Source organism: Streptomyces venezuelae (assembly GCF_008642315.1).
In the GTDB taxonomy this organism is placed as follows: Bacteria; Actinomycetota; Actinomycetes; order Streptomycetales; family Streptomycetaceae; genus Streptomyces; species Streptomyces venezuelae_D.
Window position 1 is genome coordinate 1,788,513 of record NZ_CP029192.1, and the last position, 25,375, is coordinate 1,813,887.

Here is a 25,375-nt window from a genome sequence, read left to right on the forward strand (position 1 = left end):
TCAGCGATATGACCTCACCGTCTTCAAGCGTCCAGGAAGCACGTAGGGCCCTCGGCCAACGCCTGCGCGAGATCCGGAATGACGCCGGACTCACCAAGCGGGCGTTGGCCGCTCTCCTGGGCTGGCACGAGTCAAAGTGCTCACGCTTCGAGAGCGGCACGCGCGCCCCCTCCGAGGCCGACCTCCGAGGCTGGGCTTCTGCCTGCGGCGCTGCGGATACTGCCGAGGATCTCGTCTCCACTGCCCGCGGAATCGACGGTATGTACGTCGATTGGCGCAAGATGGAGCGCTCCGGCCTCAAGCAGGCCCAGGAGTCCGTGCTGCCCCTGTGGGAGCGCACCGAGCGCTTCCGTATCTACTCACACGCGCTGGTCCCGGGCCCCGTACAAACCGCCTCGTACATCAACGCCCTGCTGACTTCCATTCAAAGTCGGCGCGGGCTCATCAACGATGTTCCGGAGGCCGTGAAAGTACGAGTCGACAAGCAGGAGATCGTTTACGGCAGCCACCGATTCGCGATCCTCCTGGAAGAGTCGGCACTCCGGAAGCGCATCGGTGGAACCGAGGTGCTGGCCGGCCAACTCGGCTACCTGCTGAGCGCTGCAGCGCTGCCTTCGGTAAGCATTGGCATCATCCCCGAAGACGCCGACCGCTCTGCCCTGTGGCCGTGCGAAGGCTTCTTCCTCTTCGACGACCACACCGTCCAGGTGGAGCTCGTATCGGCCCATCTCACCATTACGCAGAAGCATGAAATTGCTCTGTACGCCCAGACGTTCACCGACCTGGCTGAGCTGGCGGTGTACGGCGTCAAGGCACGCGAGCTGATTACGGCGGCCATCGCATCGCTCAGGTGATTCCCTGGCAAGTTCCGGCACATTCGTAGAGCCCTTGCCATCACCCTTCCTAGCGTTACTGGCACGGCTGGAATACGTGCACCGGAGGGCGAAGCGGTGATGACTGTGGCAAGTAGAGGCAAGCAACCGAGGGCAACCGGCAACACTGAGAACGGAGTTCTTCCGGTCGATGTAGAGACGATCTCCGTCAGCACGAACATGGTCCTCGCCATGCAGATGGCCACCTCCACCCGTCAGGAAATGGACGGGTCCACGTCCGTGATCCTTGGGCACCTCAACCGACTCCTTGTTGAGGACCTGGGAACGGCAAAGGACGAGGGCGTACAGGAGCTGCTCCACCGGGGCCGCAAGCTCGTCGACTACACGAGCCGCCCGACCGCGGAGACCACTTCGTTCGGCGCTTTCATCTACCTCCGGGATAGCGCCCATCTCACGCGCCAACTGCTGTGGATCTACACCCAGCACAACGGGCTCGGTGCCCCGTGAGCATCAGAGACCACCAGATCGTGAAGGAGCTCGCGCACTACATCCACGAGCACCCTGCCGAGTCGACGGCCCTCATGCCCTTGTACGACGCTGTGCGCGATCACGCGCGGCGTGGGTCCTGTCGCCACAACGACCGGTGCCCCTTGGTGACGGCTGGGGCGGTCATCGTGGACGAGCTCCACCGCGTGCTGTCCCTGCGGCACGGTGGCGGCTACTCTCTCGCCGAGTTGGCTCCAGAGCCCCAGGACGATTCCCTCAGCGGCGCAGCTTTGCGCCTACTGGCCGAAGAAGCCGGTATCCGTGACGTCTGGACGGAGCCGGGCAGCGAGGGGCCCTTCCTGGTCGACGTGACCAGGGCCGCACCCGAGTACGGCCCTCGCATCAGGGTCGGCTTCCGGTACCTCTTCCGCGCCCACTCGGGGGCCGTCTTCCCCACCATGATCGAGACCGGCGCGGCGGCCTGGGTGCCCATAGCCGAGATCGGCATCCCATCGGTGCGCGAGCGCCTCCACGGCCACTTGGCAGGGGCCGCATGAGCCCCCGAGGAGAGCAGGTCGCCTACGTAGCCAGCCTTTTGTCACTGGGCGGGGCGCTGCTGCTCGCCATCTGGAGGGGCTGAATGTACGAGCGGCGAAGTAGTGACTCGGCTCCCCCACCCGCCCCACTCGGTACCACTGCCCGCTTGCGGCCGCCAAGCGATGTCCACATCGGTGACTTCGTGCACCTCGACGACATGTTCCTACGGGTCCAGGACATGCGCGCCGCCGGCACCGCCGCGCAGCGGGTTCTGATCTTCGACGGGCACCCTCCTTGGGTCATGAGGCAGTCGACGATCACGTATCGGCCCATCGAACTCACCTGATTCCACCGGCCCCTTCATACCAACGCAGAGCCGTCACCTCACCGGAATGAGGAGCTTCGCCATGCGCTTTCGCAAGATCCACGGAGCGGGGAACGACTTCGTCTTCCTCTCCGACCCCGCGCCGGAGAGCGACAACAACTGGGCGAAGGAGGCCGAACAGCTCTGTGCCAGAAGGACCGGCGTGGGTGCTGACGGCCTAGTCATCAGCAGGCTGATCAGCACGAACCCCGCCCTGATCGAAGTCGCGTGCTTCAACGCGGACGGTTCGACCGCGACGATGTGCGGCAACGCCCTGCGCTGTACCGCCTGGCTGGCGCGCCAAGACCACGGCCTCACGACGATGGGCCTCCTCATGGCTGGGGTGACGCACGAAGCCGTCGTGAGTGATGACGCCGTGTGGGTCACGGCCGAAGTCGGCGCTGTTCAACCGCGATGTGTTCAGGCGGTCATCAACGGCAGGCCGACGTGGTTCGACAGTGCGCACACCGGCACCGAGCACGTGGTCGCGGTCGTGGCTGACGTGGACTCCATCGACACCGTCACGGTCGGCTGCCTCATCCGCCACCATGCCGACCTTGCCCCGCTCGGCACGAACGTCAACTTCGTCCAGTCCGCTGGCAGTCAAGAGCTGAGGATCCGCACCTACGAGCGCGGTGTGGAAGCCGAAACGCTGTCCTGCGGCAGTGGAGCGGTCGCTGCAGTCGTCATCGCCACCATGCGCGGGCTGGTCGCCCGGCGCCCCGTCACCGTCCACAACCAGGCCGGGGAGCCACTGACGGTACGCCCGCACCCTGACCGGCCGACGCGCACGCAGTGGGTCGGCGGCCCTGTCACCCACACATTCGAAGGGGTACTCGCATGACGCTCTTCCTGGACACCAGCTCCGGCAGGACCGTGCAGCAGGCGACCCAAGCGCTTCGCGACTGGCAGCAGGACCGGCAGGGGATCGGCGTCGCCCTGCTCTACGGCCCGGTCAGCCTTGAGGATCGGCTCTACCACTCGAAGTGTCCCGTGGAGCAGCGCTCGGTGACAGCCCTGTCCGGGGCGCTGGAGGAGATCGGCGCCCGGTGGAAGGTCCTGGACCCGTGCGAGCCGACGTTCATCCCGGAACTGGCCAGATACGACGTGGCCCTCTCGAACCTCCACGGCCCGTTCGGCGAGGACGGACGCCTGCAAGGACTCCTGGACTACATCCGCATGCCCTACTGCGGAAGCGGCGTCGCCGCCTCGGCGGTGGCTGCCGACAAGATTCTCTGCAAGCGGGTGATGGAGAGCCTGGGCGTCCCGACGCCCGGCTGGTGGGTGTGGTCAGGAGGCCCGGCGGACTGGACCGGAACACCCGTAATGGTCAAGCCGCCCTTCGGCGGCTCCAGCGTGGGCATGAGCCTGGTCCGCGACCAGGCAGCCCTTCCGCTGGCCCTGGCGGACGCTGCCCGCGATGAGAGAGATCCCGTACTGATCGAGGACTACGTTCCCGGCATACCTCTCACCGTAGGACTGCTGGAGCTGCCCGGAGGAGCGGTACTCGTCCACCCACCACTGGCTACCGACGTCGCTGACGCTGGCTTCTACGACGCCGATACGAAGCTCGATGCGGACTCCAGAGGCGCTGTAACGGTCAGGGCCGCCGACCTGAAGCCCGCACTGCTGGCCGAGATCACCGGCTACGCCAAGACGATGTGGGATGGGATGGCCCTGCGCGGCTCAGCTCGGGTGGACTTCATCCTCACCGAGACCGACCAGGTGCACGCCCTGGAGGTCAACACGACGCCAGGCATGTCGCGTGACAGCAACTTCGCCGTAGGCGGGGCCATGGTCGGGCTCACTCACACAGACATCGTGTTGGCGATGCTCCACGAGGCCCTGACCCGCCCGCCATACGATGTCCCCCTGCCCACTCCCGCGTTCGCCGGCTCCACACCAATACGGGAGGCTGCCGTCTCACCGTAGGAGCATGCCGCTGTGCCACGTGTCCACGACGTCCCCATGTGCCGACAGCTCATCGCTCCCGCCGAATGGGATCTCCACGGAGGGTGGGCACTGGGAGACCGGGCCGAGTGGTCCAACCGGGCGTGCGGCCTGGCGTCACTGAGAATGATCCTGCTCGCTTACGGCCGTGAAGCACCAACAGTCACGGAACTGCTGAAGCTCGCGGTCAAACATGAGGTGTTGACCCCACGTGGAGCGCTACATGCCGGCATCGCCAACCTGGCAACCGACTTCGGAGTTCCTGCCCGAGCCGAACCAATCGCGGCCGAAAGCCTGGTCGCCCGCCTCGAAGAAGCCCCGCTGATCATGTCGGTGACCGAGCAGTTCCCCAACGACGGCCGAGCTGGTGGCCATCTCGTCCTCGCGCGCGGCTACGAGGGCGGGACGGACCCGACCATCTTCATCCGCGACCCCTCCGCGTGGGGACAGAACAACGACAGGGTCCACCTGAGCCGAGTCGCGCCCTCCTACACGGGCCGAGCTATCACTTTCGCGCCCCTCAATCGCAACGGAGCGTCCTCATGACCGAAGCAGAAGGCGGCCGGAGGATCGCCGTGCTCGGAGAAATGCTGGAACTGGGCGACGAAGCCTTGGAGGCCCACAGGGCAGTAGGACGCATGGCCGGCGAGAACGGCGTCGATCTCGTCGTGGCGGTCGGCGGGGACCTCGCAAAGCAACTCGCTCTCGCTGCGGGCGCAGCAGGCGTGCCAGACGTGGCGATCGTCGCCGACAACGCAACCGCCGCGGCCTACGTCGATTCCGTCCTCTGCCCCGGAGACGTGGTCCTGACTAAGGCATCGCGGGGCGGCATGTTGTGGCAGGTCGCCCAAGCCCTCACCGGACAGACCGTTACTGGACTCTGACGAGTTCCCGCCTGAGGGCCGTTTGCTGTCGAATGAGTTCGGTGACAAAGCCCACCACAGCGCTCGGGACTGGGTGTTCAAAACCTGGGGTCGAACAGCGGTGAGGTGTCAGGCAGACCGCTACGGCGCTTGGTCCCGCCAGCGCTCAACAGCCCCAGGGGAGTACGGGTCGGTCGGCTGCGGCGAGAACCGCGATCCCTGCAGCACCTTAATGGCGTACTGCCGCAGACGATCTTCTTCGGCGCCGGTGAAGCCGTTGGCCAACGCCCAGCCGCCTAGATGGTCGACGTTCCACCGGTAGCCAGCTTGGTGCAGTTTCTGCAGGGTGTGCACGGCGAACGCCTTGTCGTTTCCGCTAGCGAGACCGTTGGCGTGGTTTACCCGCTGCTCCAACTCGATCATCGCTGCCTCAATCACCGGATCCAGCAGAGGTTCGTTCGCTTCGGGGTATACGGACCCATCGACCACGCTCACTGCACGACGTGCCCGCAGCCAAGCCATCACTAGCGGATCGGGACCCCACTGGATGACACAGATAGCCGTCGCCCGACCGTGGAGATCGTCAGAGAGATCACCAACAACTTCACGGGTCGACCACGGTGCCAGCACCGGACCCCCGTACCAACCAGACAACGTGCTGGGCTTGGCGACGACGGCGCCTGTCGTTCGCTCAGCCATCGGATGCTGTTTGTAGTCACCCAGCTGGCTGACCAGCACCAGCCTCTGACCAGGCTGTTCCATGAGCCAGTCGGCTCCCAGGATGCCGGCCTGATCGATTGACCAACTGGGTTCCTCGGGGGACCAAGGGACGAAGAAGAGAGGTGCTCTGTTGGTACTCATGATTCCGGCTCCCGTCCTCGACTTGTCCCACTACCAGCTTCGCACTCAGACCCGTAGCCGGAGCGGAAGACACCTCCGTCGCCGCCGGCCGCCCTGGGACTGTTTGCCGCACCGGCTGCCGCATCGGCTGGGTCCACCCGCGCTCTAGATCAACGGCAACCGCTGAGCACATCGTCATGGCGGCTACGGCGCCCCGGCCGCTGACCCTGAAATGAGCAGAGCGCGTCGGTCGGTGACCATACTGCGCCACCGTTGGCGCACCGTCTGCTGCTCATCGAGCCACTGCGCACTGGAGGGGGTGTCGAGCGCGAGGTCGGCCATGAAGTGGGCGATGTCGACGTAGTAGGCGTAGTAGCCCTCGCGGGTCAGCTCGCGGAGTCGGCTGATTCTGGAGGCGACGCCCGCCTGGTCCTCGCGGACGGCATGGTGGAAGGCGCGTGCCAACTCAAGCTTGGCCTGGACGAAGAGCAGTCCCGACGTGCCGATCTCCGCCGCCAGTACCTGTGCCCGGTCCTCGACTCCCCTGTCGGTGCCGGCGTCACGCAGGATCGCTGCGATCCGTACGTCCAGGGTCGCGGCACGCAGATCGACCTGGGCCAGGAGGTGTTCACCGAGGTCGATCTCGTCATCGGTGATGGGGTCAGTCGTGAAGGCGAGAGTGAAGACACGCATAGCCTGTGACATGGCTGCCTCCCCGCTCTTGCCGTGCTCTTCGGCCTCCGCGCGCGCCGCACCGAATGCCTGCGCGGCCAGGGACATGTCGCCCTGAACCCAGCGCACGTCGCCGACGACGCGGTGGTGGCGGCCCGCCCACCCCAAGTGTTCTGCGGCCTCAAGAGCGGTCGGGAAGTCACCGGCGAGCCGGGAGAGATGGGCGAGCCCGCGGCGGGCGTTCGGTGCAAGACGCCCCCCACCGGCGACGACCAACTGCATTCCCTGGCGGGACCCCTCGGTGTGCCCGAGGTCGCGCTGCGCCTTGGCCCGGTAGTAGACGGCCATTTCGCACAACTCCGCAGGCAACAGGCCGGTGTCGGCGACCGCAACCAGGCGCTCCACGGTGCGGGCCCGGTTCTCGTGCTGTCGGCGAGCGAGCGCGCTGAGCAACTCCACCAGTGCGTCCGCGGCAGTGGCCGCGGCGCCCTCCACCTCAGGGCTGGCCGCCAGGTCGAGCGGCTCCCACACGGAGTCGCCGACGTAGGTCCAGGCGGCCTCGGTGAGCCAGCCCAGGTCAAGACGGTAGTCGCGGGCGATGGCCAGTCCCTGACGCAAGCAGCCCACGAGAAGCAGCCGGTCGCGGTCCGAGCCACTGCTCCACTGTTCTCCGAGGGCGGCGAGGGCCCGATTGGCGGCCTGCTGCCAGTCGGCGGGAGACCACCGGTCGTCGGTCTGGTCGTCGGCGCCCCGGATCGTCGCGCGAATGAGGGCATGGAGGTGGTAGGGCCACAGCCCGAACGGAGTCTCCCGTACGAAGGGACGCTCAACGAGCCTCAGCGCTGGCGCTTGTTGGGGCAGTCCCGCGGCCCGGGTCGCCAGGGCGACGTCGAAGGAGGAAAAGAGGCTGGCGGAGCGCAGGACATGTCGCTCGGGGGCGGTGAGGTCGGAGAGAGTGCGGGCGATCAGCGCGGGGAAGTCGTGGTCGAAGTCGGTCGGCTGTGGGGTGTGCCCGCTGCGTCGGAGCTCCAGGAACCTCATCACGGAGAGGTCCAGGTACAGCGGCAGGCCGTGCGAGCGCCGCGCGATCACCGTACGAATGGGGTCGCTGATGAGAGGGCGGCCGTCGGCGGAGAGGCGGCGGGCAAGGTAGTCGTCGCAGTCCTCGAAGGAGAAGTCGCCGATCAGCATCTGCCGTTCACGACATGGCGCGGAAAACTCCGTACGGGCCTGGGGGATGTCGTGGGCGGCCAGGCCGGGCCAGGCGGTGGGACCGGTGAAGTCGAGCTGCCCCTGGAGAGCTTCGTCGGCCCACTGCAGGCGGGAGCGGCCGGTGATGACGAAGAAGGCGTTCGGCATCAACCACACCAGGCGCTGCAGAAGCCGCTCGAAGTCTCGGTGGGTACGGTCCCCGATCTCCTCGAAGGCGTCCAGCAAAATCACCGGCGTGACCCTCTTCACGGCGGGTAACCGGGCAAGCTCCCAGGCGAGCAGGTGCGGGTAGTAGGAGAGGGAATCCAGATCCAGTTCGCTCTCCAGGAGGTCGGCGAGGCGTGCGCAGCCAGCGAGCGCGCGGACAGTCTGCCGACGCTCGCGAAGCGCTCCTACGAGCGCCCCGGTCACCTGCCCGACTGCGGAGCCCACCGTGCCGGGCAGCAGTAGGGCCTGGGCGACGTCGGCGAGCGCTGACTGCATCTGCTGCGGCAGCGCCTTGCCGAACCGCGCGGCCAGGCCGCCTCGGTTGAGATAATCCTCCAGCGAATCACCCGGGTGCTGATGCTCCCAGTAGCGGCGCAACGCCAGATCGAAGGCGGGCAGAGGCTGACCGATAGCGGCCAGCGCCAGGCGCACGGAGAGCACGACCTTCTCGAAATCGGGACTCGCGGAGCGCGCGAGGTCGATCCGTACGGACAGGATCCGCGCTCCACCCCATGCGGGAGCACCCCACTGGGCGGGGCGCTGCCACGGGTCGGCGAGGGACGCCTCGAACTTGCGCGAAAGCGTGGACTTCCCGATGCCACCGATCCCATGGAAGACCACCACGTTGTCCCGGGCCGCCTCCAAGTCTTCAGGATCAAAGGCAGGGTCGTTGACATACCGCAGGTGCTCGGTGAGCGCGGCCACCGCGAACTCCCACTGCGCCTGGCGATTCGTGAACGCCTCCGCAGTCCCCAGCGTCCGGTCGTTCGTACTGAACAGCGCTCGCAGATCCCGACCTGCCATACCCACCCCCGCCAAAGATCACCTGTCCACCAACTTATGTCCGCCCCGGCCCTGTTGGGGGGCATCCCCGAAAACGCCCAGGCCCGCACCAGTGCACACCGCTACCAGAGAGAACTGGCAGCCGCACTGCCTGCCCCAGGGTCAGGCCAGCCTGACTCCTCCTGAGGGCACGGCGGAGTCGGTCGGCCCTTTGCCACATTTCGGCCAGGCCGGGATGCTCGCGCGTGGGCCATTTCGCATAGTTCCAGCCGAAAGTGCGTCTGCCATATGCGCGCCAGCCGGGCACCATCGGACCGCACCCCACGTCAAGGGCATCGCACACACGAACGCCAGGGGTATTTGGGTCATCACCTTGAGTGACCGGAACGGTCCTTCTCTCTGGGTGACAGCGAACGTACCGTCAGTCAGGTTTTGCGCCTGCGCGTACGCGGCGGGACGCGCAATCAACGGGGAGGAATACATCCGTGGATCCACTGACGTTTCCGATGCTCGTCGGCACCGCACTCACTGAGGCAGTCAGGTTTCTGTTCGACCGGGCCGGAGCGGTCCTCGATCGGCGTGCGGGTCGGGTTCCCGTGGAGGAGCCGGAGCAAGTCGAAGGGCAGGTCGGGTCATTGACCGTCCGTCCGGCTGAACTGTCCTCTGCACGGATCGAGCGCATCGCTGAGGCCCGCGGAGCACTCCAAGTGTATCTGGCACGTCCAGCGCTGCTGCAGGGAGACGATCCAGGGCTCAGGGATCTACTGGGTGCGCTGCGCCTGGACTTGGAGGAGATCTACGGGCGGCAACTGCCCTTCGGCGACGAGGATGAGCGGCCCGCGCGCCCCGGCGTCTCCGTCACACAGCGCGCGGAAGAACTCACCGGCAACCAAGTCGGTGTACGCGCTCAGGAGATTTCCCAGACGGGCCGCGTACGCGTGGACCAGTCCGCGAAGGTCGTCCAGGCGTCGGCGGAACAGGTCGGCGTCGAGATCGACGGACCCATCGGCTGAGAGGCGGCGCAACCGATGGCTCTCGACGATGAGCAGGACTTCACCCAGCAGCAGCCGGTTCCGGCTACCGGAAACCCGTACAGCGCTGCCGAAGACTCGCGGGCGCGTCCGCCGCTACTCGATCGCTACAGCGGCGGAGAACAGAACGACCATACGGAGGTCCCCACCCCCTCTGCCGGCGCACCCACAGCAGACTCAGAGGCCAACGCCGAGTCGATAGCGCGCGCTCGCCCCGAAGTGGCCGCGCCGGCGAGCTCACAGTCAGGATCCGCACTCACGCCATATCCCGCTCCCCCTGTCATCCCACCGAATAGCCCGGAAACGGCAGCACAGCGAGAAGCGGAACGGGGCAGGCCGGCACCACCGTCCCCCGAGGCAGTCGAGGCCGTTGGGCAGGCGGCCACGCTCCAGCGCGCGTTGATCAACCTGGGCGAGATGATCGGCACGAAATACGTGTTCGAGCAGACCCTGGACGCTGACGCGCCCATCGAGGCCGAGTACCTAGCGGTGATCCGCAGGGTCTATGCCAAGCCCCGCTCTGAGGACACAGACCGGGCCCGCAGTCCCTTTGACCATGCCCTTGAGATCCTGCGCCCTTCGGGGTCCGTACTTGTCATCAACCGCCCACCGAACAGCAGCAGGACCACGACCGCATACGCCCTTCTCGACCAGCTCGTGGAAGAAGGCTTGATCACAGAAGTGCGCCCGCTCTCCTTCGGCGGCTCCCAGCACTTCCCAGCACGCCGCCTGCCTCATGATCATCGGTGCGGCTTCTTGCTCGAACTCCCGCCAGACGAAGACGGCTTCCAGGTAGCCGACACATTCGGTTCCGGTCTGGGAAAACTTGGTGAGCGGCTGGCCCGGCGGGACAACCGACTCATCGTCCTCACCCGCCCGGAACAATGGCGACGGATCAGCCACGGCGCACCGCCGAGCACCGCGCCGGATCTGGGCGAGATCCACCCCCACGACATAACCACCCGCTGGCTGCTGGCGCAGGAGCCGTCGTTCCCCGTCAGTTCCTGGCTCGGTAACACCGGCATACGCCGCCTCATCGGCGGCATGACGCCCACGGACATCTTGAACGTCACTCCTCTCATGCTCGATGAGCACCGGAAGGCCGAACGACTCGCGGCCGCTGACCTCTCGGACTTCGCCCGGGAATCGGCGCAGCAGACTTCCACCGAGCGGCGCCGCTCGCTCGACGAGCAGATCGCCAATGTCGTGGCTGTCCTCAGCAACTGGGAAGACGCGCTCTACGAGTGGCACGAACCAGAAGACCACGCCCGGACCAGCTTCGAACGGAGCTTCCTCCTGACCGCAGCGGTCCTACGCGGCGACCCGGTGGGCCATGTATACGCCAAGGCCGCGGAGTTGACCGACACGCTCGACAAACGCGACACCCCTGTCCCTGTGCACGGGCAACAGGCCCCGGGCGTGATCGCCATGACCAAGGCGATCAAGGCGCGCCGCGAGGAGGACGGGACTCTCCGTTTCGACCGGCCGCACTGGGATGACGCCGCGATCGAGTATTTCTGGAACGATCGCCCGCTGGCCCGCACCTCCTTCTTGAAGTGGCTCGCCCAGGTTCCCATCGACGACACAGGAACGAACAAGGATGCCCTGGAGACCATCACCAAGGACGCCCGTCGCGCCTTAGCCGGCCGCATCGGTGAGTTCGCGCTGCGCTGGGCCGTACGCCATCGCAGACAAGAACCGTTAGAGGCGATCGTCACGGCGTGGTACGCCCACGGCACGGACAAAGAACTGTGGCCCTTGGCCGTGAAGTTGCTCGACAACGCGGCGATCCACGCGGCCAGCGCTCCATACGTGCACTCCCTGTTGCTGTCATGGGCCAAGCGCAAGGACCCCTCACTCCAACAGGCCGTCGTCGAGGTCTGCACCGGACAGTTCGGGCGGCGTCACACCGGGAAGGCGCTACGCCGTCTGAAGCGCGTGGCCAACAGCGGGCTGCCGGAGGTCGTGGACAGCCTGCGCGAAGCGATCCAGGTGCTGTGGGCGGACAGCTCCGTCCGGAAGACGCTCTTCGGGTACGTCGTCGATTGGTGCGGTGACGAGAAGATCCGGGACACCGTCGGCCACCGTACGTTCACGGCTCTCGCCGCGTCGTCTGCACCAGAAGCCGACCGAGTGCCGCTGGTGCTCCACAGCGACACCACGCCGGACGCCGACGAAGAGGAGGACTTCCGCCCTCCGGTCGCCGGCCTTGTCACCGGGTGGCGCACTCTCCTGCGTCAGGCAACCGGAGCGGCGGGGGATCGCGAACTCGACCGGGCCATCTTCCTGTGGCTCGATGCAGCCCTTCAACGGCCACCTCTGCGACCGATCGTCCTGGACACCCTTCGCAAGGCCGTGGACGTCCGGGGTCCTGAAGGACCGACCCTGCGCGAGGCTCTGCGTACCTGCTCACAGGTATGGGTCCAGAGCGAAGACCGCCCATACTCGCCCGACCGGGCAAATCTGAAGCTCGAACTCTCCTCCCTCCTCGACGCCGACCTCGCCAAGGTCCAGCAGCTCCTGCTGCAGGAACACCCCGAGGCAGACAAGTCAGAGGAGCGCGAAGCCGCATGAAGCGCCGCCCCACCGCCGAAGACGCCTCCCAGCCGGGCGGCGCCACCTGGGTCTCCACCTTCTCCGACCGACCACGCAGCGCGGACCCAACGCTCCACTTCTGCGCACATGTCCGAGCGACGTGGCGGCGTCGTGGCGACACCGCCATCCCTGCGGCCCCGTACACAGCAGGGCAGCTCGTCAGGGCCGTGATCGATGAGGCAGCTGCCGCCTGCGATGTCCTCCGTCCTGATGCCGCCGAGCAGGACATTGGCACCGCACTCGCCGAAGCCCTGCCTCTTGGCGGCGTGGGCGTGGTCGTCGTGGATGCCACCGTGAGCATCAAGGTGGACGAATTGACCCGGCAGGCCGCGTTCGCCGCGGAACAGCTGCAGCAGAACCACCGTCGCCAGGAAGAGCTGCTGCGCCGCGAACTCGAGCTGGACGTGCTGGCCCGTCGCCAGGCCAAAGCGCGCGAGGAATTCCTCCAGGAACACATCCTCGCCAACCCCGCCGCCGCCCGGCTCTACACAGCTCTGGAAAGCTCAGCCGAGAACTGGCCCCGCCTGGGCGGACCACCTGCCGGTACAGATCTCGAAGATCTGGTTCGCATGGTCAGACAGTGGCAACCCGGACAGCAGTGGGTCGTTGTAGCTCAGGTGATCCACGATTTCGTCGGCAAGCTGACCCCTGAAGGCTGCAAGGAACTTCTCGTCCTGCTCGCAGGCACCGTAAGAGCATTCGGCGACGAGGATGCTGCCCGTGCCCTCACTGCCATCGCCGGTGAGTTCCAGTGAAGTTGATGCTCCTGCGCTGGCTCCTCGATCCGGTCACCAGCTTGCTGGCAGTGCGTCTCCGTGCCCAGAGCCACGGCCGTATGTCGTACGAGGCAGCCTGGCGACTGGCACGCGTCAGCAGGCACCCCGACGAGATGGGGTATCGCTTACACGGCCATCTCCCAGAGGACCCCACGGAGGTGCCCAAGCCACCATGACCGCAGTCGGTGTTCCCTAGCCTCCCAACGTGAACCTGACTGCTAGGCAGTCGGCCAGGTCACCACCTGGGCCGGCGACATCTGCAGACTCGCGCCAGCAATCGTTGCCAACCCACTCCTCTCCAGGTCAGGACGTTCCTGATTCCTCCGGACGCCCAGACAAACATTTGGAAAGCGTGTTGGGGGCACCTCTTACTAGCTCGAATCTCGTATCCTCCGCACGTGCCCCACCAGGGCAGCTGAGGCCCGGTAGTTGGTGCTGCTGCTGAACAGTCAGCCTGCGTTGCTCGGGTGACGTCGGGGGAAGGCGTCGCCGACCGGCCAGTGCTTGGGCAGGCCGAGGGCGGTGTAGATGGGGTAGGTCGGTGGCTGGTGTTCGACGTGGGCATCGACCACCTGTGCCGTTGCCCAGACAGGGAGGGCGGGGGCCGAGAGCGAGCTGGGGTCGGGACTTTGCCAAAGGACAGGCGTGTTCTTCGTCCAGGTCCAGGGCGCTGGGTTGCTGACGGTGAGTACGCCGCTGACCTGACTGTGAGCGTGGTCGTAGGTAGCAGTCCAGTAGCCGTCGGGCTGGCGGCCGTAGGCCCGCGTGCTGTTGTGGACGTACTCGACCGAGGTCCCATAAAGCGCGGTCTCTACGTCTTCATCTTCGGGGAACAAGGCCGCACGGCCAACCGCCACGATGAATGGCAGCGCTAGATCGCCGTACTTCCCTCCCTTCTTCTTGACCGCGTCGAGCACTTGACCTGACTCGTCGCCGAACCAGGACATCGCGGGGTGGATGCCGATTGTCCTGCTTGTTGGATTGCCTCGCTTGCCGGGGCTGCGGGGGATTGCCTCGAACGAGAGGCGCCAGCCTGCCTCCTGCCAGGTGTGCTTGGGCAATGGCACTTTGCGCTCGTACTCGGCGATGACTTGATCGGGGTGCAGGCTGGCGAGCCACTGCGTCAGCTCAGTCTTCAGCCGCCTCTGCCGCGGCGTCATCGGCCCCGTCTGTTCAAGCGTGTACGAGACGAAAAAGTTGGGGCTCGGCACGCTGTCAATGGCATCGGCCAGGTCAGGTGGGAGCAGCCGGTTGGGTCCGGTTTCCTCCAGGCGCTGGGTCGTCCAGATCGCCTCGACGACGAATTGTTCACTCTCGCGGGAGACCAGGAAGTCTGGGTTCTTGCCGCGCGTCCCTATTCCAGGCTCGATCGCCACGGTGTAACCGGAGCCAATCAGCATCTCGTGCAGGTACAACTCCCACAGCGCGGAGTAGACGTTCGTGTCGAAGTTCCGGTCCAGCAGCCGGCTGCGCAAACCGGGCTGTGCGTGGTCCGGGAGGTGTGACCACCACTCGTTGATCGTGTCCCGAACCTGATCCCAGAACGGACCGGCGATTCTCCCCAAGAACTCGCATGTCGGCTCCGCAGCTCGCTTCGGCGACGCATCCGTCCGATTCCGGCTCGCGTATACGGTCATGACCAACGATCGTAGATCGCCCCGCCAATAACTCCCATACGTTTTCCGCGCCAGGGTGGGCCGCAGGGCCTCAGGTGGGACGACTACCCCGCCCACGTCAGTACCGCCCGCGCAGCCTGGGAGAAATCAGCTTCCCGCAGAGGTACACCGGGAAGGGTGAGGGCGCAGAATGCCACAAGTCCGAGCCCTCGTGTGCCGGAATGACCGAAGGCGTCTTGGCCCCAGGCATCCCTGCTAGCTTCCAGGCAATCTCAGGTCGTGCTTCCAGCGCGACCCGTCCGCTCCCTGGGCGGCCCGGCTTCGTGCTGGGGTGCCAGGAAGAACAGTCGCCTGCAGGGGCAGTGGCCGGCACCACTCCCTGTCTGGCTCTGTTGGCCCTACTGGGCCGATCCTTTTGGAGAACCCGCAGTATCCACCGTGGGGGCCGTAGCCCCCGAACTGAATTCTTGTGCCGGCGGGATGCCGGTTCGACCACCCAGAAATGGTCGAACTGATCCCGTTCCCGCCGGGAGGTTCGACCGCTCAGTAGAGAGGCCAGAACCTTGAGCGACAGCTTGACCCTCGCTGTCTTGACGATCTCTAGCGTGATCACCGTGATGCTGTTTGTCGTCAAAGGCGTTCTCGATCAGCTTCCTGGAGTCTTCAGTTCGTGGCGCCGAGCTATCGAGGCAATGCGCCACAGCACCTCACGCCGTGAAGACGAGGAGGAGCCTGAGCGCCTCCACAGTGACTGACAGTCTCACCGCTCCAGGATCCGCCAGAGACGGCGGAGCGGTCGCCGGTCTGAGAGCCGCTTAAAAGCCAACGAATCCGCTCACCCCTCTCAGCGCCACGCGAAACCGATGGCCATCCCGGATCTAGCCAGCGCAAACATGATCTGTACAGGCTAGGTCCCTGCCCGAACTTCATTCGGGGCGAAGAGTCCGTGGGCTCAAATACCGCCACCCTGGCAGAGAAGTACCAGGTCAATGGCCTGATCCGGAATCCAGGTCAGGCCGTTGATGGTCTCCGGTGATCGTTTTAGAGGGCCCCGGTTCCCTCGGCGGAGGATCCGCCCGACTTGCGCACCGCGCTGTGGCTGCAGAAGAACATCGGATGCGCCGCTACCCCTGCCTTCGGTAACCAGTATTCGCGCTGCCGCCGTTCGCCCGCGCGTCACCTGTCTCCCCGACGGAGACCACACCGTTTGGTCGGGGAGGCGACCGCACCCGTGTTGGCGTCCCCGCCGCCGGTGGCTGTGGCACTACCGGTCCTGGACACCTAGACAGACACACGCCCGGACGGAGCCAGCAACGCGCAGACGCCGACCCCCAAGGCGGCGACGCTGACCACCGCGGAGACCACGCCAGCCACCTGGTCCGCCCGCTCCCAGCTCAGCAAAGACAAAGCACCGGTGACGATCCCCAGGGCCAGCCCCGTCGTCATCAAGACGGCGCGCCGGTTACCTCGCACAGCCATCCTCGTTACCCCCTCACGCCCTGTCGAAGCGGAACCGCACGGAGCCTAGTACGGCCCACGCCGCATGACGCGCCCACCATACGGCCAGACGGCATTGCCAGACGGGAAACCCTGGAGGAGAGCCCTAGGGCAATGGCATCCCCGGACAACGTGCCCGCACGTCCGGTGAGACCTTCCTGGCTGCGCCGAAGCAGCCGCCTCCGTCTCGTGCCGGATAGCCGTCACCGTCGCGGGACTGCTCGCGACGACAGCGGGCAGAGTCGCCCGCACGACCGCGACCTCTGCGGTGACGCCTCATCAGGACTAGCGTCATCTGAGCGTCGAGCCGGCTGGTACCGCCATGCGGAGCTTGACGACGGCGTCCCGCACTCGTACTGCGCATGGAAGGCCAAGCGCATAGAGAGCGGCCTTGCAGGCCCTCCGCCCGCGACGGGCTGGTCCGACGTTCGCTGGCAGATCCGGACGTCAGGCAGCGGGAAGCGCGGCGGCAGCAGCAGCGATCTTGGCGGCGACGGCGTCGAGCGACGACTCCTTCGTGCTCAGCCCGGAGTGCGACGCGAGCATGGGGCTGACGTCATAGAGCTCGTCGAAGGTCACCCCGTGCGTCACGGGCACGACGCGGTTGGTGCCGAGCAGAACGGCGAGCTCCTTCTCGGCAATCCCCTCGTTCTTGATGCTCTCGAGCAGGGCTGGCGTAACCAGCACGATGCCGATCCGGGAGTTACGAAGCCCCTTGTCGATCTCCCGCATTTGCAGCGACCCCAGCGGGATGTCTTCCTCGCTGAACCATACCGTCGCACCGCTCGTCTTCAGGTGACCGTGGAGTTCCTTCGCACTGCCCTCGCGGTCGTTCCAGGCGTGGCAGAGGAAGAGGTCTCGCTTGTCCGGGTGTACTTGTGCTTGTACCGCAGCCTTGTCGGCGTAGGGCTCGACCGCCCGCCACTCGGTCGGGGTGTACGACACCGTCCTGCCGGACCTGGTGCGCCGCGAGGTGCCGCCGCCATACGACCCGCCGGACGACCGACCGCCACCGCCACCGCCACCGCTGTAGGAGGGTCCGGACGAATACGACGGGGTGTGCGACCTCCGTCCCCAGCTGCTGCACGCTGGGCAATTCGCGACCCCACTGGCGGTGCGGTGGCCTCGGGAGGGTGCTGTGCATTGCGCCATGCGCCCATGATAGAGCGCACCTCCGACACAGTGTCGTGGTTTGTTGAACGGTCGGCAGCAGCACGTTCAGGAAGCTTTGACGCCACCCTGACCTGCCAATGCACACCTGACACGCCATCAGAACCAGCGTCAGGAGCGTCATTTCGGCGTCAAGATATCGCCCGTAACACCCACACCGCACATAATGCGCACGGGCAAAACCACAGCTCAGGAGCCCTTAGCGACCGGTCCCAGGATCGCCATGCACTCCACATGATGCGTCATCGGGAAGAGGTTGAGACGCTGCAGCCTCGGGAAAGCGGCCGGGCACGAACTTCGGAGCTCGGCAGACGCTTAGAGACACCGGGCAATCGGGCCCCGAACCTCATGAGGCACCTCTGTCGTGCATGCCCGCCGGGGAGAATCTGGGGAGAACCGAGTCGCATGGGGAGCGCCTGGGGAGAACCGGCTACACAAGACTGAAGGAGCGTGAAAGACTCAGAAAGAGACATCACCCCAGGTCAGGCCACCCCAGCAGCCCAAACGCCCTGTTCAACGGGGTGAGGTAGAGGATTTCAAGAAGATCTCCAGCTGGGCAGCCATCCTCTTCGCCCCCACCCTGGTCGGCACGATCTACGGCATGAACTTCGAGACGATGCCCGAGCTGAAGTGGGCGGCGGGGTATCCGTTCGCGATTCTGCTGATGGCGGCGGTGTGCGTGAGCCTGTACTTCATCTTCAAGCGGCGGGACTGGCTGTAGCAGGACGTCTCACCCGAAGCCGCCCACCATGCCCGCCGTCAGCGTCGTGCCGTCGTCCGGGGCGATGAGGATGAACGAACCGGTGCGGCGCGAGTCCTCGTACGCGTCGAGGGGCAGCGGCTCGGCCGTGCGCAGCCGCACCCAGCCGATGTCGTTGGCGACGAGCCGGCCGGGGTGCGGGTGCGAGGACAGGTCGTCGAGCGTGAGCCGGGACGGGATGTCCTTGACGATCGCCTTGACCGTGCGGGTGCCGTGTTTGAGCAGCACCCGGTGGCCGACGGTCAGCGGCGCGTCGGCCACGTGGCAGACGGTCGCCGTCACATCCTGCGTGAGGGGCGGCGCGGCCGTGCTCGGGACGATCAGGTCGCCGCGCGAGACGTCGACGTCGTCCTGGAGCAGGACCGTCACCGACTGCGTCGGCCACGCCGCGTCGACCGGCTCGCCCAGCAGGTCGATGCCGGAGATCCTCGTGGTGCGGCCGGACGGCAGGACGGTGACGTCGTCGCCGACGCGGAACGTACCGGCGACGATCCTGCCCGCGTAGCCGCGGTAGTCGGGGTGCTCGGCGGTCCGCGGGCGGATCACGTACTGCACGGGGAGACGGGCGGCGCGGGTCGCGGGGTCCTGGCCGACGGGCACGGTCTCCAGGTGCTCCAGGACGGTCGGGCCGCCGTACCAGTCCATGTGCGCGGACGGCTCCACCACGTTGTCCCCGGCCAGCGCCGAGATCGGGATAGCGGTGACCTCGGGTACGCCGAGCCCGGTCGCGTACGCCGTGAACTCCTCGGCGATCGCCGCGAAGACGGACTCCTCGTAACCGGCGAGGTCCATCTTGTTGACGGCGAGGACGACGTGCGGGACGCGGAGCAGCGCGGCGATCGCGGTGTGCCTGCGCGTCTGCTCCACGACGCCGTTGCGGGCGTCGACCAGGATCACCGTCAGCTCGGCCGTGGAGGCGCCGGTGACCATGTTGCGGGTGTACTGCACGTGGCCCGGGGTGTCCGCGAGGATGAACCGGCGCCGGGCCGTGGCGAAGTAGCGGTAGGCGACGTCGATGGTGATGCCCTGCTCGCGTTCGGCGCGCAGGCCGTCGGTGAGCAGTGCCAGGTCGGGGACTGCGGCGCCGCGGCTCGCGGAGGCGCGCTCGACGGCCTCCAATTGATCGGTGAGGACCGACTTGGAGTCGTGCAACAACCGTCCCACCAATGTGGACTTGCCGTCGTCGACGGAACCGGCGGTGGCGAAGCACAGCGTGTCGACGGTGGTGTCGCTCAGAACGCTCATCAGAAGTACCCCTCGCGCTTGCGGTCTTCCATCGCGGCCTCGGACATCTTGTCGTCGGCGCGGGTCGCGCCGCGCTCGGTGAGGCGGGACGCGGCGATCTCCGTGATGACGGCGTCCAGCGTGGTGGCGTCGGAGTCGACGGCGCCGGTGCAGGACATGTCGCCGACCGTGCGGTAGCGCACGAGCCGCTTCTCGACGGTCTCGCTCTCCTTGGGGCCGCCCCACTCGCCCGCCGTCAGCCACATCCCCGACCGCCGGAACACCTCACGCTCGTGGGCGAAGTAGATTCCGGGGAGTTCGATGTCCTCGCGGGCGATGTACTGCCACACGTCCAGCTCGGTCCAGTTGGAGAGCGGGAAGACGCGGACGTGCTCGCCCGGCGCGTGGCGGCCGTTGTAGAGCTGCCACAGTTCGGGGCGCTGGCGGCGCGGGTCCCACTGCGAGAACTCGTCGCGCAGCGAGAACACGCGCTCCTTGGCGCGGGCCTTCTCCTCGTCGCGGCGGCCGCCGCCGAAGACCGCGTCGAAGCGCTCGCTCTGGATCTTCTCCGTGAGCGGCAGCGTCTGGAGCGGGTTGCGGGTGCCGTCCGGGCGCTCCTTCAGGACACCGCGGTCGATGTAGTCCTGCACGGACGCGACGTGCAGCCGCAGCCCGTGCTCGGCCACGACGCGGTCGCGGTACTCCAGGACCTCGGGGAAGTTGTGCCCGGTGTCCACGTGCAGCAGCGCGAACGGCACCGGAGCCGGTGTGAACGCCTTCAGCGCCAAGTGCAGCATCACGATCGAGTCCTTGCCCCCGGAGAACAGGATCACCGGGTTCTCGAACTCGCCCGCCACCTCGCGCAGGATGTGCACCGCCTCGGACTCCAGCACGTCCAGGTGCGAGAGGTGGGGCGCGCCGCCGGTCGGCAGCCCCGCGGCGGTCGACGCGACCGTGGTCATATCAAGCCCCGTTCGCTGAGCATGAGGTGGACGCCGTCCGCCGAGACCGAGACGGGCTCGCGGTGTGTGTGCAGGCGCAGGTCGGGTCGCTCGGGTGCCTCGTACGGGTCGTCCACACCGGTCAGGCCGTGGATCGCTCCGGCGGCCTGCTTGGCGTACAGGCCCTTCACGTCCCGTACGGAGCACACCTCCACGGGTGCCGCGACATGGATCTCCAGATACGGGATGCGCGCGAGGTCGTGGCGGAGCCGGACGCTCTCGCGGTTGGCCCGGTAGGGCGCGATGACCGGTACCAGGACGATGACGCCGTTGCGGGCGAGCACCTCGGCGACCATGCCGATCCGTCGTACGTGCGTGTCGCGGTCCTCGCGGGAGAAGCCGAGGCCCGCCGACAGGTTCGAGCGGACCTCGTCCCCGTCGAGGACCTCGACGCGGTGTCCCTCCGCCCGCAGCCGGGTGGCCAGTTCCCGGGCGACGCTGCTCTTGCCCGCGCTGGGCAGGCCGGTGAGCCAGACCGTGCAGCCGGTGCGGTGGTGGACCCGGGGCGACGGAGGGGAGGCCACGACGGCCGGCGACTCCTCGGGAGAGGCGGCCGATCCGCTGCCGGCCGACACGCTGCCAGCCAACCCACTGCCGGCCGACCCGCTGCCGGCCGACACGGCCGACGAGTCACCCTCCGTCCGCGCGGCGCAGAGTATCGACCGTGCGATACCGGCGGCCTGCCGGCGGATCTCCGGAACGGCCGTCGTCTCCCACAGTTCGCCGCGCCGGTGCGCACCCAGCGTCCACAACGCGCGGTATCCGTCGCGGGACCGCAGCTGTCCCCCCGGGGTGCCCTCGAAGCCCATGCCCAGCGGGCCGGGCACGGCGAGGCCGGACGACAGCAGGCACGACAGCAGGGGGTCGGGGGAGTCGGCCGGGCGCACGCCCGGCCCGGAACAGTCGACCACCCAGCCGACCCGTACGGGTGCCGAGCCCGTCGGTGTGACGGTCAGCGCGTCCGGATCGATCCGGGTCTCGGCGGCGTCGCCCACGTGGAGGCGCAGCCGCCGGGCGGTCCTGAGCCGGGCGACCGTCTCGGCCGTCTCCGGGGCCATCCGGTGCCGGAGCACGTTCCATCGGGGCCGGTCGGTGCGCAGGAACTCCGCTCGCTGCTCCTCCCCCAGCGCGCTCCACAGCCGGGCGGTCAGCGGCCGCAGACCGTCGACGGCCGGGCGCCAGTCGCCGTGTGCGTGCGTCACCTGCCGGATGTGCCGCAGGACCGCCGCACGCAGCGGGCGCAGCGGCAGCCCTTCCAGGGGCTCGGCCGGCGCCACGGGCGGCAGCGGCGAGACGGCGTGGGCGCGGGGCAGCAGGCCGTGGCGGGACAGGACGTGGACGGTGCGGCCGGGGCGGGCGAGCGTCACGGCGACGTCGACGGCGGTGAGACCGCTGCCGACGAGCAGGACGTCCGCGTCGTCCGCGAGCGGTCCCGCCAGCGCGTCCGGGGCCCATGGGTCGCCCACGAACCTTTTGGACGCGCGGAGTTCGGGCGACGCCCACGAGGAGCGTCCGGGCAGCGGGCCGGTCGCCAGCACCACGCTGTCGGCGGTGAGGCGGGTGCCGTCGGCGAGGGTCAGCCGGGCGCGGTCGCCGTGCCAGGCGCAGGCCGTCGCGCGGGTGTGCAGCCGCCGGTACGTCACCAGGCCGCCCGCCCGTTCGACGGAGGCGGCCGACGTGGCGGCGAGGTAGTCGCCGTAGTGGCGCCGGGGGACGAAGGAGCGGGGCGTCGCCTTGGCGTCGCGGTGCCCGACGAGCCAGTCGACGAAGTGGTCGGGCCGGTCCGGGAGGCAACTCATGCCCCCGGCGGGCACGTTGAGGAGGTGCCGTGGGTCGTCCGTGGCGAAGGCCACGCCCGCGCCGGTCCGCGGGCCCGGGTCGACCAGCGTGATCTCCACCGGCCTGCGGCGCCGGACGGCCTCGTCGGCGACGTGGATGACGACCATGGTTCCGGCGGCGCCGGCGCCCACCACCACGAGTCTGTGCGGGACATGTGCGCGTGTGCTGGAGAGCATCTGCACCTCCGCGAGGGATTGTCCACCAATTCGATAGGTTATATGTCAGGGGGTGGACCCAGCGCTCCCAACGGACCGTCAAATGTCGGGAACCAGCGGCAGGTTGACCGAAAGCGACCTGGCGTGGCCCCGACCGACCCACGGAGGCTGGTGCGTATGCGGATCACGGCCCGGACGGACTATGCGATACGGGCGATGGCCGAACTGGCGCGCAGTCCGCAGTCACCGCAGAAGGCCGAGCAGCTCTCCGAATCGCAGGGCATACCGGTGCGTTTCCTGCTGTCGATCCTGCGCGAACTGCGCCAGCACCGTCTCGTGCACAGCAGTCGCGGCCCCGACGGCGGGTACCGGCTCGCCAGGCCGCCGGAGGAGATCTCCATCGCCGACATCATCCGGGCCATCGACGGTTCGCTGGCGAACTTCCGCGACCTCAAGCTCAGCGACCTCAGCTATCCGGGCCCGGCGGCCGCGCTGCCGGACGTGTGGCGTGCGGTGCGGGTGAGTCTGCGGCAGGTCCTGGAACGGGTGACGCTCGCCGACCTGGCGGTCGGCGAGCTGCCCCCCTCGGTCCAGCAGCAGGCGCAGGAGTACCGGGAGGACGTCCGGTACCCGCCCACCTGACCGGTGCCCGCCCACCCGACCCGACTCCCCTACAAGCCTCAGGCCGCCTCGTCCTCGCGGCGTACCCCCGCCACCGTCTCCCGGCGTCCCCCGCGGTGCTGGCCGGACGCTCCGGCGGGCCGGGTGCGTCCGCCGTGCCCGGGGATCAGGCGCAAGTGGCGCCGGTGGCGGCCGGTGGGTGGTGGGGCTCCTGCTTCCAAACGGCTCTCGATCCGGTCCATACCGATCAGCAGCAGTCCCATGACCGGCAACAACAAGAGAGCGACAACTAACATCTGCGGCAACCTCCCCGCGGCGTCTTCTCCCGGTTGCCCCTCCCGGGCGCCTTCACCGGTCCTGACATGTGAAGGTCCCGCAACGGCGTCCTTGCGGCCCCACCCGGCAAGGGTGAGGGGGCGCGGGAACCACGTTTCATTCGCGCCGACGCGAGCATGTGGCTACCACGCGTTCCACAGAACACAGATGCCGATGCCGCTTGCGGCGGAGAGGAACCGCGCGATGACCGACAGAGTCCCGGCCCCGGAGAACGTCCCCGCGCCGGTGCACCCGGACAGCCACATCCCCGTCGCCCGCCTCCTGGACTGCGCGGTGGAGGGCAGTGACGGACCGATCGGCAAGGTGGACCCGGTCTCGGAGGAAGTGGCGCCCGACCACATCGTCGTCGACACCGGCGGGACGCTCCTGAGCAAGAAGGTCCTGCTGCCCCTCTGGGTCGTCTCGCACGTCGACGAGGCGACCCGTACCGTCCACGTGCCCCACACCAAGGACCACGTCAGGGACGCCCCGCGATTCGACAGGGATCTGCGGGTCACCGATCCCGGCTATCGGGCGCGGATCGACGCGCACTACGCCGCCGGGCAGCCCGGCAGCTGACCCGCCCCGACTCCCCCGCCGAGTCGGGGCGGCCGAAAGAAACCTATAGTTTCCGGGTGTATCCGCGAATAGACCGCAGCATGGAGCGCGCCGCGTGGCGTCGGCCACGGGTGCTCCTGTGGGCCGGGGCGGGTGTGGTGGCCCTCGGGCTGCTCATCGCCCTGGAGGTCGCCGCCCGTCACTACGGCGGCGAGCCGGGCCCCCTCACCAATCAGGCGCGCGAAGTGCTGTTCCCGCCCAAACCGGGGCCGCTCTACGGCGGCCTCGCGCTGATGATGGTGGTGCTCACCTGGCGGCAGAGATTCATCGCGGCCGGTGCCGCGATCGGCGTCGACGCCGTCTTCGTGCTGGTGCGGTGGCTGGTCGACGCCGACGTGCCGGAAGGGCAGTTCTTCGGCAACGGCGCCCTCTGGGCGATGCTGGGCTGCGCGGTCTTCGCGATCACCCGCCGCACCGGCGAGCAGCGTGTGCTGCTCCTGAAGGGCGTCGGTCTGGGCCTGCTCCTCGTGGCGGGCCGCAAGACCGGTGACACCTGGCTGCTCATCACGGCCAAGACCCGCCCGACCGTCCTCGACCCGTACGTGGCCATGGCCGACCATGCCCTGGGCAACCCGTCGTGGCTGGCGGGCCGGCTGCTCGACGCGAGCGGTCCGATCGTCCGGAACGTGACGGACCTCGTCTACGCGCAGCTGGCGGTCGCCGCGGTCGTAGTCGCCCTGTACCAGCTGCGCAACGTGTCCATCGAGGGCCGCTTCCCGCGCCACCACCTGGTGCGCACGTTCCTGCTGATCGGTCTCGTCGGGCCCGCCTTCTACATGATCTTCCCGGTGGTCGGCCCGATCTTCGCCTACGGCCCCGGCACCTCCGGCACCGGCGGTCTCCAGTGGGCGGTGGCCGACCTGTGGCCGCACACCCCGCCGCAGATCTCCGTCCCGCACCCGGTGCCGTACGACGGGATCACCCCCCGCAACTGCATGCCCAGCCTGCACACGGCATGGGCCACCGCGATCTTCATCCACTCCCGCAAGGGGCCGCGCTGGCTGCGGTACGCGGGCACCTTCTGGCTCGTCGCCACCCTCACCGCCACGCTCGGCTTCGGCTACCACTACGGCGTGGACCTCCTCGCGGGCGTGGTCTTCTCGCTGACGGTCGAGGCTGGTCTGCGGACGTTCGACCGAGGGTGGGACCGGTCCGGGGTCCGGCTCGTCGCCTACGGCACCGGCGTCTTCGCCGCGCTCCTCGCCTCGTACCGCTTCCTGCCGGTGGAGATGGCCGAACACCCGTGGGTGGCCGGCCCTCTCGTCGTGCTCGCGACGCTCTCGGTGATCTACGTCTACGTGCGGACCACCCGCGTGTGGGACGCGCGGCCCGAGCCGGTGCGGCTGCCACGGCAGGCGGACCCCGTGCCGGAGCCCCGGAAGCAGCCGCCCGCGCCCGAGCTCGTGTGAG

23 protein-coding genes and 2 pseudogenes are annotated in these 25,375 nt (G+C 67.8%); 16 read left to right on the top strand and 9 right to left on the bottom strand.

Going from position 1 to position 25,375, the window contains the following annotated elements; all coding sequences use genetic code 11:
• The first annotated feature begins 8 nt into the window (after positions 1–8).
• From DEJ48_RS07525 to DEJ48_RS07560, 8 genes are all read left to right on the top strand, one after another.
• A complete protein-coding gene (locus DEJ48_RS07525) occupies positions 9–854 on the top strand; it encodes a helix-turn-helix domain-containing protein (RefSeq protein WP_150215421.1) in 846 nt (281 codons plus the stop codon).
• Positions 855–1,064: 210 nt separating this feature from the next.
• Positions 1,065–1,340 carry a hypothetical protein gene (locus DEJ48_RS07530; RefSeq protein ID WP_223831943.1) on the top strand — a complete coding sequence of 92 codons (276 nt, stop codon included), beginning with the start codon at positions 1,065–1,067 and terminating at the stop codon, positions 1,338–1,340.
• Positions 1,337–1,876: an NUDIX domain-containing protein gene (locus DEJ48_RS07535; RefSeq protein ID WP_150215423.1), complete on the top strand. Its 540-nt coding sequence runs from the start codon at positions 1,337–1,339 to the stop codon at positions 1,874–1,876. Before DEJ48_RS07530 ends, DEJ48_RS07535 begins: the two co-directional genes overlap by 4 nt.
• Before the next feature lie 146 nt (positions 1,877–2,022).
• A complete protein-coding gene (locus tag DEJ48_RS07540; RefSeq protein ID WP_223831944.1) occupies positions 2,023–2,202 on the top strand; it encodes a hypothetical protein in 180 nt (59 codons plus the stop codon).
• 46 nt (positions 2,203–2,248) lie between these two features.
• Positions 2,249–3,064 carry a diaminopimelate epimerase gene (dapF, locus tag DEJ48_RS07545; RefSeq protein ID WP_223831945.1) on the top strand — a complete coding sequence of 272 codons (816 nt, stop codon included), beginning with the start codon at positions 2,249–2,251 and terminating at the stop codon, positions 3,062–3,064.
• Complete coding sequence (locus tag DEJ48_RS07550; protein WP_150215425.1) at positions 3,061–4,152, top strand: ATP-grasp domain-containing protein; 1,092 nt, start codon at positions 3,061–3,063, stop codon at positions 4,150–4,152. The genes dapF and DEJ48_RS07550 overlap by 4 nt, the downstream gene beginning before the upstream one ends.
• A 36-nt stretch (positions 4,153–4,188) precedes the next feature.
• Entirely contained in the window at positions 4,189–4,716 is a 528-nt protein-coding gene (locus DEJ48_RS07555) for a C39 family peptidase (protein WP_150215426.1), read from the top strand.
• Entirely contained in the window at positions 4,713–5,054 is a 342-nt protein-coding gene (locus DEJ48_RS07560) for a glutamate ligase domain-containing protein (protein WP_190537254.1), read from the top strand. The genes DEJ48_RS07555 and DEJ48_RS07560 overlap by 4 nt, the downstream gene beginning before the upstream one ends.
• 120 nt (positions 5,055–5,174) lie before the next feature.
• Here the strand turns inward: DEJ48_RS07560 and DEJ48_RS07565 are convergent, their stop codons facing one another.
• Together DEJ48_RS07565 and DEJ48_RS07570 are read right to left on the bottom strand one after the other, a co-directional pair.
• Entirely contained in the window at positions 5,175–5,894 is a 720-nt protein-coding gene (locus DEJ48_RS07565; protein ID WP_150215427.1) for a hypothetical protein, read from the bottom strand.
• Positions 5,895–6,077: 183 nt separating this feature from the next.
• Entirely contained in the window at positions 6,078–8,768 is a 2,691-nt protein-coding gene (locus DEJ48_RS07570) for an ATP/GTP-binding protein (protein WP_150215428.1), read from the bottom strand.
• 464 nt (positions 8,769–9,232) lie between these two features.
• Here DEJ48_RS07570 and DEJ48_RS07575 point away from each other — a divergent pair, with 464 nt between their 5' ends.
• The 3 genes from DEJ48_RS07575 to DEJ48_RS07585 all read left to right on the top strand — a co-directional run bounded on the left by DEJ48_RS07575 (position 9,233) and on the right by DEJ48_RS07585 (position 13,128).
• Positions 9,233–9,760: a hypothetical protein gene (locus DEJ48_RS07575; protein ID WP_150215429.1), complete on the top strand. Its 528-nt coding sequence runs from the start codon at positions 9,233–9,235 to the stop codon at positions 9,758–9,760.
• A gap of 417 nt (positions 9,761–10,177) precedes the next feature.
• Complete coding sequence (locus DEJ48_RS07580; RefSeq protein ID WP_190537256.1) at positions 10,178–12,352, top strand: hypothetical protein; 2,175 nt, start codon at positions 10,178–10,180, stop codon at positions 12,350–12,352.
• Positions 12,353–12,540: 188 nt separating this feature from the next.
• Positions 12,541–13,128 carry a hypothetical protein gene (locus DEJ48_RS07585; RefSeq protein WP_150215430.1) on the top strand — a complete coding sequence of 196 codons (588 nt, stop codon included), beginning with the start codon at positions 12,541–12,543 and terminating at the stop codon, positions 13,126–13,128.
• 470 nt (positions 13,129–13,598) lie between these two features.
• Here DEJ48_RS07585 and DEJ48_RS07595 read toward each other — a convergent pair whose 3' ends face one another.
• Positions 13,599–14,786 carry a hypothetical protein gene (locus DEJ48_RS07595; RefSeq protein WP_150215432.1) on the bottom strand — a complete coding sequence of 396 codons (1,188 nt, stop codon included), beginning with the start codon at positions 14,784–14,786 and terminating at the stop codon, positions 13,599–13,601.
• 584 nt (positions 14,787–15,370) lie between these two features.
• On the opposite strand from DEJ48_RS07595, the gene DEJ48_RS07600 reads away from it, so the two are divergent.
• A complete protein-coding gene (locus DEJ48_RS07600; RefSeq protein ID WP_190537258.1) occupies positions 15,371–15,520 on the top strand; it encodes a hypothetical protein in 150 nt (49 codons plus the stop codon).
• Positions 15,521–16,709: 1,189 nt separating this feature from the next.
• Here DEJ48_RS07600 and DEJ48_RS07610 read toward each other — a convergent pair.
• Complete coding sequence (locus DEJ48_RS07610) at positions 16,710–17,207, bottom strand: toll/interleukin-1 receptor domain-containing protein (protein WP_150215434.1); 498 nt, start codon at positions 17,205–17,207, stop codon at positions 16,710–16,712.
• Positions 17,208–17,961: 754 nt separating this feature from the next.
• Here DEJ48_RS07610 and DEJ48_RS07615 point away from each other — a divergent pair.
• Positions 17,962–18,153: pseudogene (locus tag DEJ48_RS07615) on the top strand (CorA family divalent cation transporter); the annotation flags it as partial.
• Between the two features lie 9 nt (positions 18,154–18,162).
• On the opposite strand, the gene DEJ48_RS07620 reads toward DEJ48_RS07615, so the two are convergent.
• From DEJ48_RS07620 to DEJ48_RS40215, 4 genes and pseudogenes are all read right to left on the bottom strand, one after another.
• A complete protein-coding gene (locus tag DEJ48_RS07620) occupies positions 18,163–19,437 on the bottom strand; it encodes a sulfate adenylyltransferase subunit 1 (RefSeq protein ID WP_150215436.1) in 1,275 nt (424 codons plus the stop codon).
• Positions 19,437–20,378: a sulfate adenylyltransferase subunit CysD gene (gene cysD, locus DEJ48_RS07625; protein ID WP_150215437.1), complete on the bottom strand. Its 942-nt coding sequence runs from the start codon at positions 20,376–20,378 to the stop codon at positions 19,437–19,439. The genes DEJ48_RS07620 and cysD overlap by 1 nt, the downstream gene beginning before the upstream one ends.
• Positions 20,375–20,941 (bottom strand): adenylyl-sulfate kinase, encoded by a 567-nt coding sequence (gene cysC, locus DEJ48_RS40210; RefSeq protein WP_223832441.1) that lies wholly within the window; start codon positions 20,939–20,941, stop codon positions 20,375–20,377. The genes cysD and cysC overlap by 4 nt, the downstream gene beginning before the upstream one ends.
• 810 nt (positions 20,942–21,751) lie before the next feature.
• Positions 21,752–22,432 (bottom strand): annotated as a pseudogene (locus DEJ48_RS40215) (FAD/NAD(P)-binding protein); the annotation flags it as partial.
• Positions 22,433–22,588: 156 nt separating this feature from the next.
• Between DEJ48_RS40215 and DEJ48_RS07635 the strand changes: the two are divergent.
• Complete coding sequence (locus DEJ48_RS07635) at positions 22,589–23,053, top strand: RrF2 family transcriptional regulator (RefSeq protein WP_150215439.1); 465 nt, start codon at positions 22,589–22,591, stop codon at positions 23,051–23,053.
• Positions 23,054–23,091: 38 nt separating this feature from the next.
• On the opposite strand, the gene DEJ48_RS07640 is transcribed toward DEJ48_RS07635, so the two are convergent.
• Positions 23,092–23,295 (bottom strand): hypothetical protein, encoded by a 204-nt coding sequence (locus DEJ48_RS07640; RefSeq protein WP_190537259.1) that lies wholly within the window; start codon positions 23,293–23,295, stop codon positions 23,092–23,094.
• 256 nt (positions 23,296–23,551) lie between these two features.
• On the opposite strand from DEJ48_RS07640, the gene DEJ48_RS07645 reads away from it, so the two are divergent.
• Entirely contained in the window at positions 23,552–23,926 is a 375-nt protein-coding gene (locus DEJ48_RS07645) for a PRC-barrel domain containing protein (RefSeq protein WP_150215441.1), read from the top strand.
• Positions 23,927–24,006: 80 nt separating this feature from the next.
• Entirely contained in the window at positions 24,007–25,374 is a 1,368-nt protein-coding gene (locus DEJ48_RS07650; RefSeq protein WP_150221039.1) for a phosphatase PAP2 family protein, read from the top strand.
• Position 25,375 lies beyond the last annotated feature (1 nt).

Excerpts from the sequence above, each read along its gene's own strand:
- DEJ48_RS07525 (WP_150215421.1), top strand. The coding sequence starts at position 9 with ATGACCTCACCGTCTTCAAGCGTCCAGGAAGCACGTAGGGCCCTCGGC.
- DEJ48_RS07530 (WP_223831943.1), top strand. The coding sequence starts at position 1,065 with ATGCAGATGGCCACCTCCACCCGTCAGGAAATGGACGGGTCCACGTCC.
- dapF (WP_223831945.1), top strand. The coding sequence starts at position 2,249 with ATGAGGAGCTTCGCCATGCGCTTTCGCAAGATCCACGGAGCGGGGAAC.
- DEJ48_RS07550 (WP_150215425.1), top strand. The coding sequence starts at position 3,061 with ATGACGCTCTTCCTGGACACCAGCTCCGGCAGGACCGTGCAGCAGGCG.
- DEJ48_RS07555 (WP_150215426.1), top strand. The coding sequence starts at position 4,189 with ATGTGCCGACAGCTCATCGCTCCCGCCGAATGGGATCTCCACGGAGGG.
- DEJ48_RS07560 (WP_190537254.1), top strand. The coding sequence starts at position 4,713 with ATGACCGAAGCAGAAGGCGGCCGGAGGATCGCCGTGCTCGGAGAAATG.
- DEJ48_RS07565 (WP_150215427.1), bottom strand. The coding sequence starts at position 5,894 with ATGAGTACCAACAGAGCACCTCTCTTCTTCGTCCCTTGGTCCCCCGAG.
- DEJ48_RS07570 (WP_150215428.1), bottom strand. The coding sequence starts at position 8,768 with ATGGCAGGTCGGGATCTGCGAGCGCTGTTCAGTACGAACGACCGGACG.
- DEJ48_RS07595 (WP_150215432.1), bottom strand. The coding sequence starts at position 14,786 with ATGACCGTATACGCGAGCCGGAATCGGACGGATGCGTCGCCGAAGCGA.
- DEJ48_RS07620 (WP_150215436.1), bottom strand. The coding sequence starts at position 19,437 with ATGAGCGTTCTGAGCGACACCACCGTCGACACGCTGTGCTTCGCCACC.
- cysD (WP_150215437.1), bottom strand. The coding sequence starts at position 20,378 with ATGACCACGGTCGCGTCGACCGCCGCGGGGCTGCCGACCGGCGGCGCG.
- DEJ48_RS07635 (WP_150215439.1), top strand. The coding sequence starts at position 22,589 with ATGCGGATCACGGCCCGGACGGACTATGCGATACGGGCGATGGCCGAA.
- DEJ48_RS07640 (WP_190537259.1), bottom strand. The coding sequence starts at position 23,295 with ATGGGACTGCTGCTGATCGGTATGGACCGGATCGAGAGCCGTTTGGAA.
- DEJ48_RS07645 (WP_150215441.1), top strand. The coding sequence starts at position 23,552 with ATGACCGACAGAGTCCCGGCCCCGGAGAACGTCCCCGCGCCGGTGCAC.
- DEJ48_RS07650 (WP_150221039.1), top strand. The coding sequence starts at position 24,007 with ATGGAGCGCGCCGCGTGGCGTCGGCCACGGGTGCTCCTGTGGGCCGGG.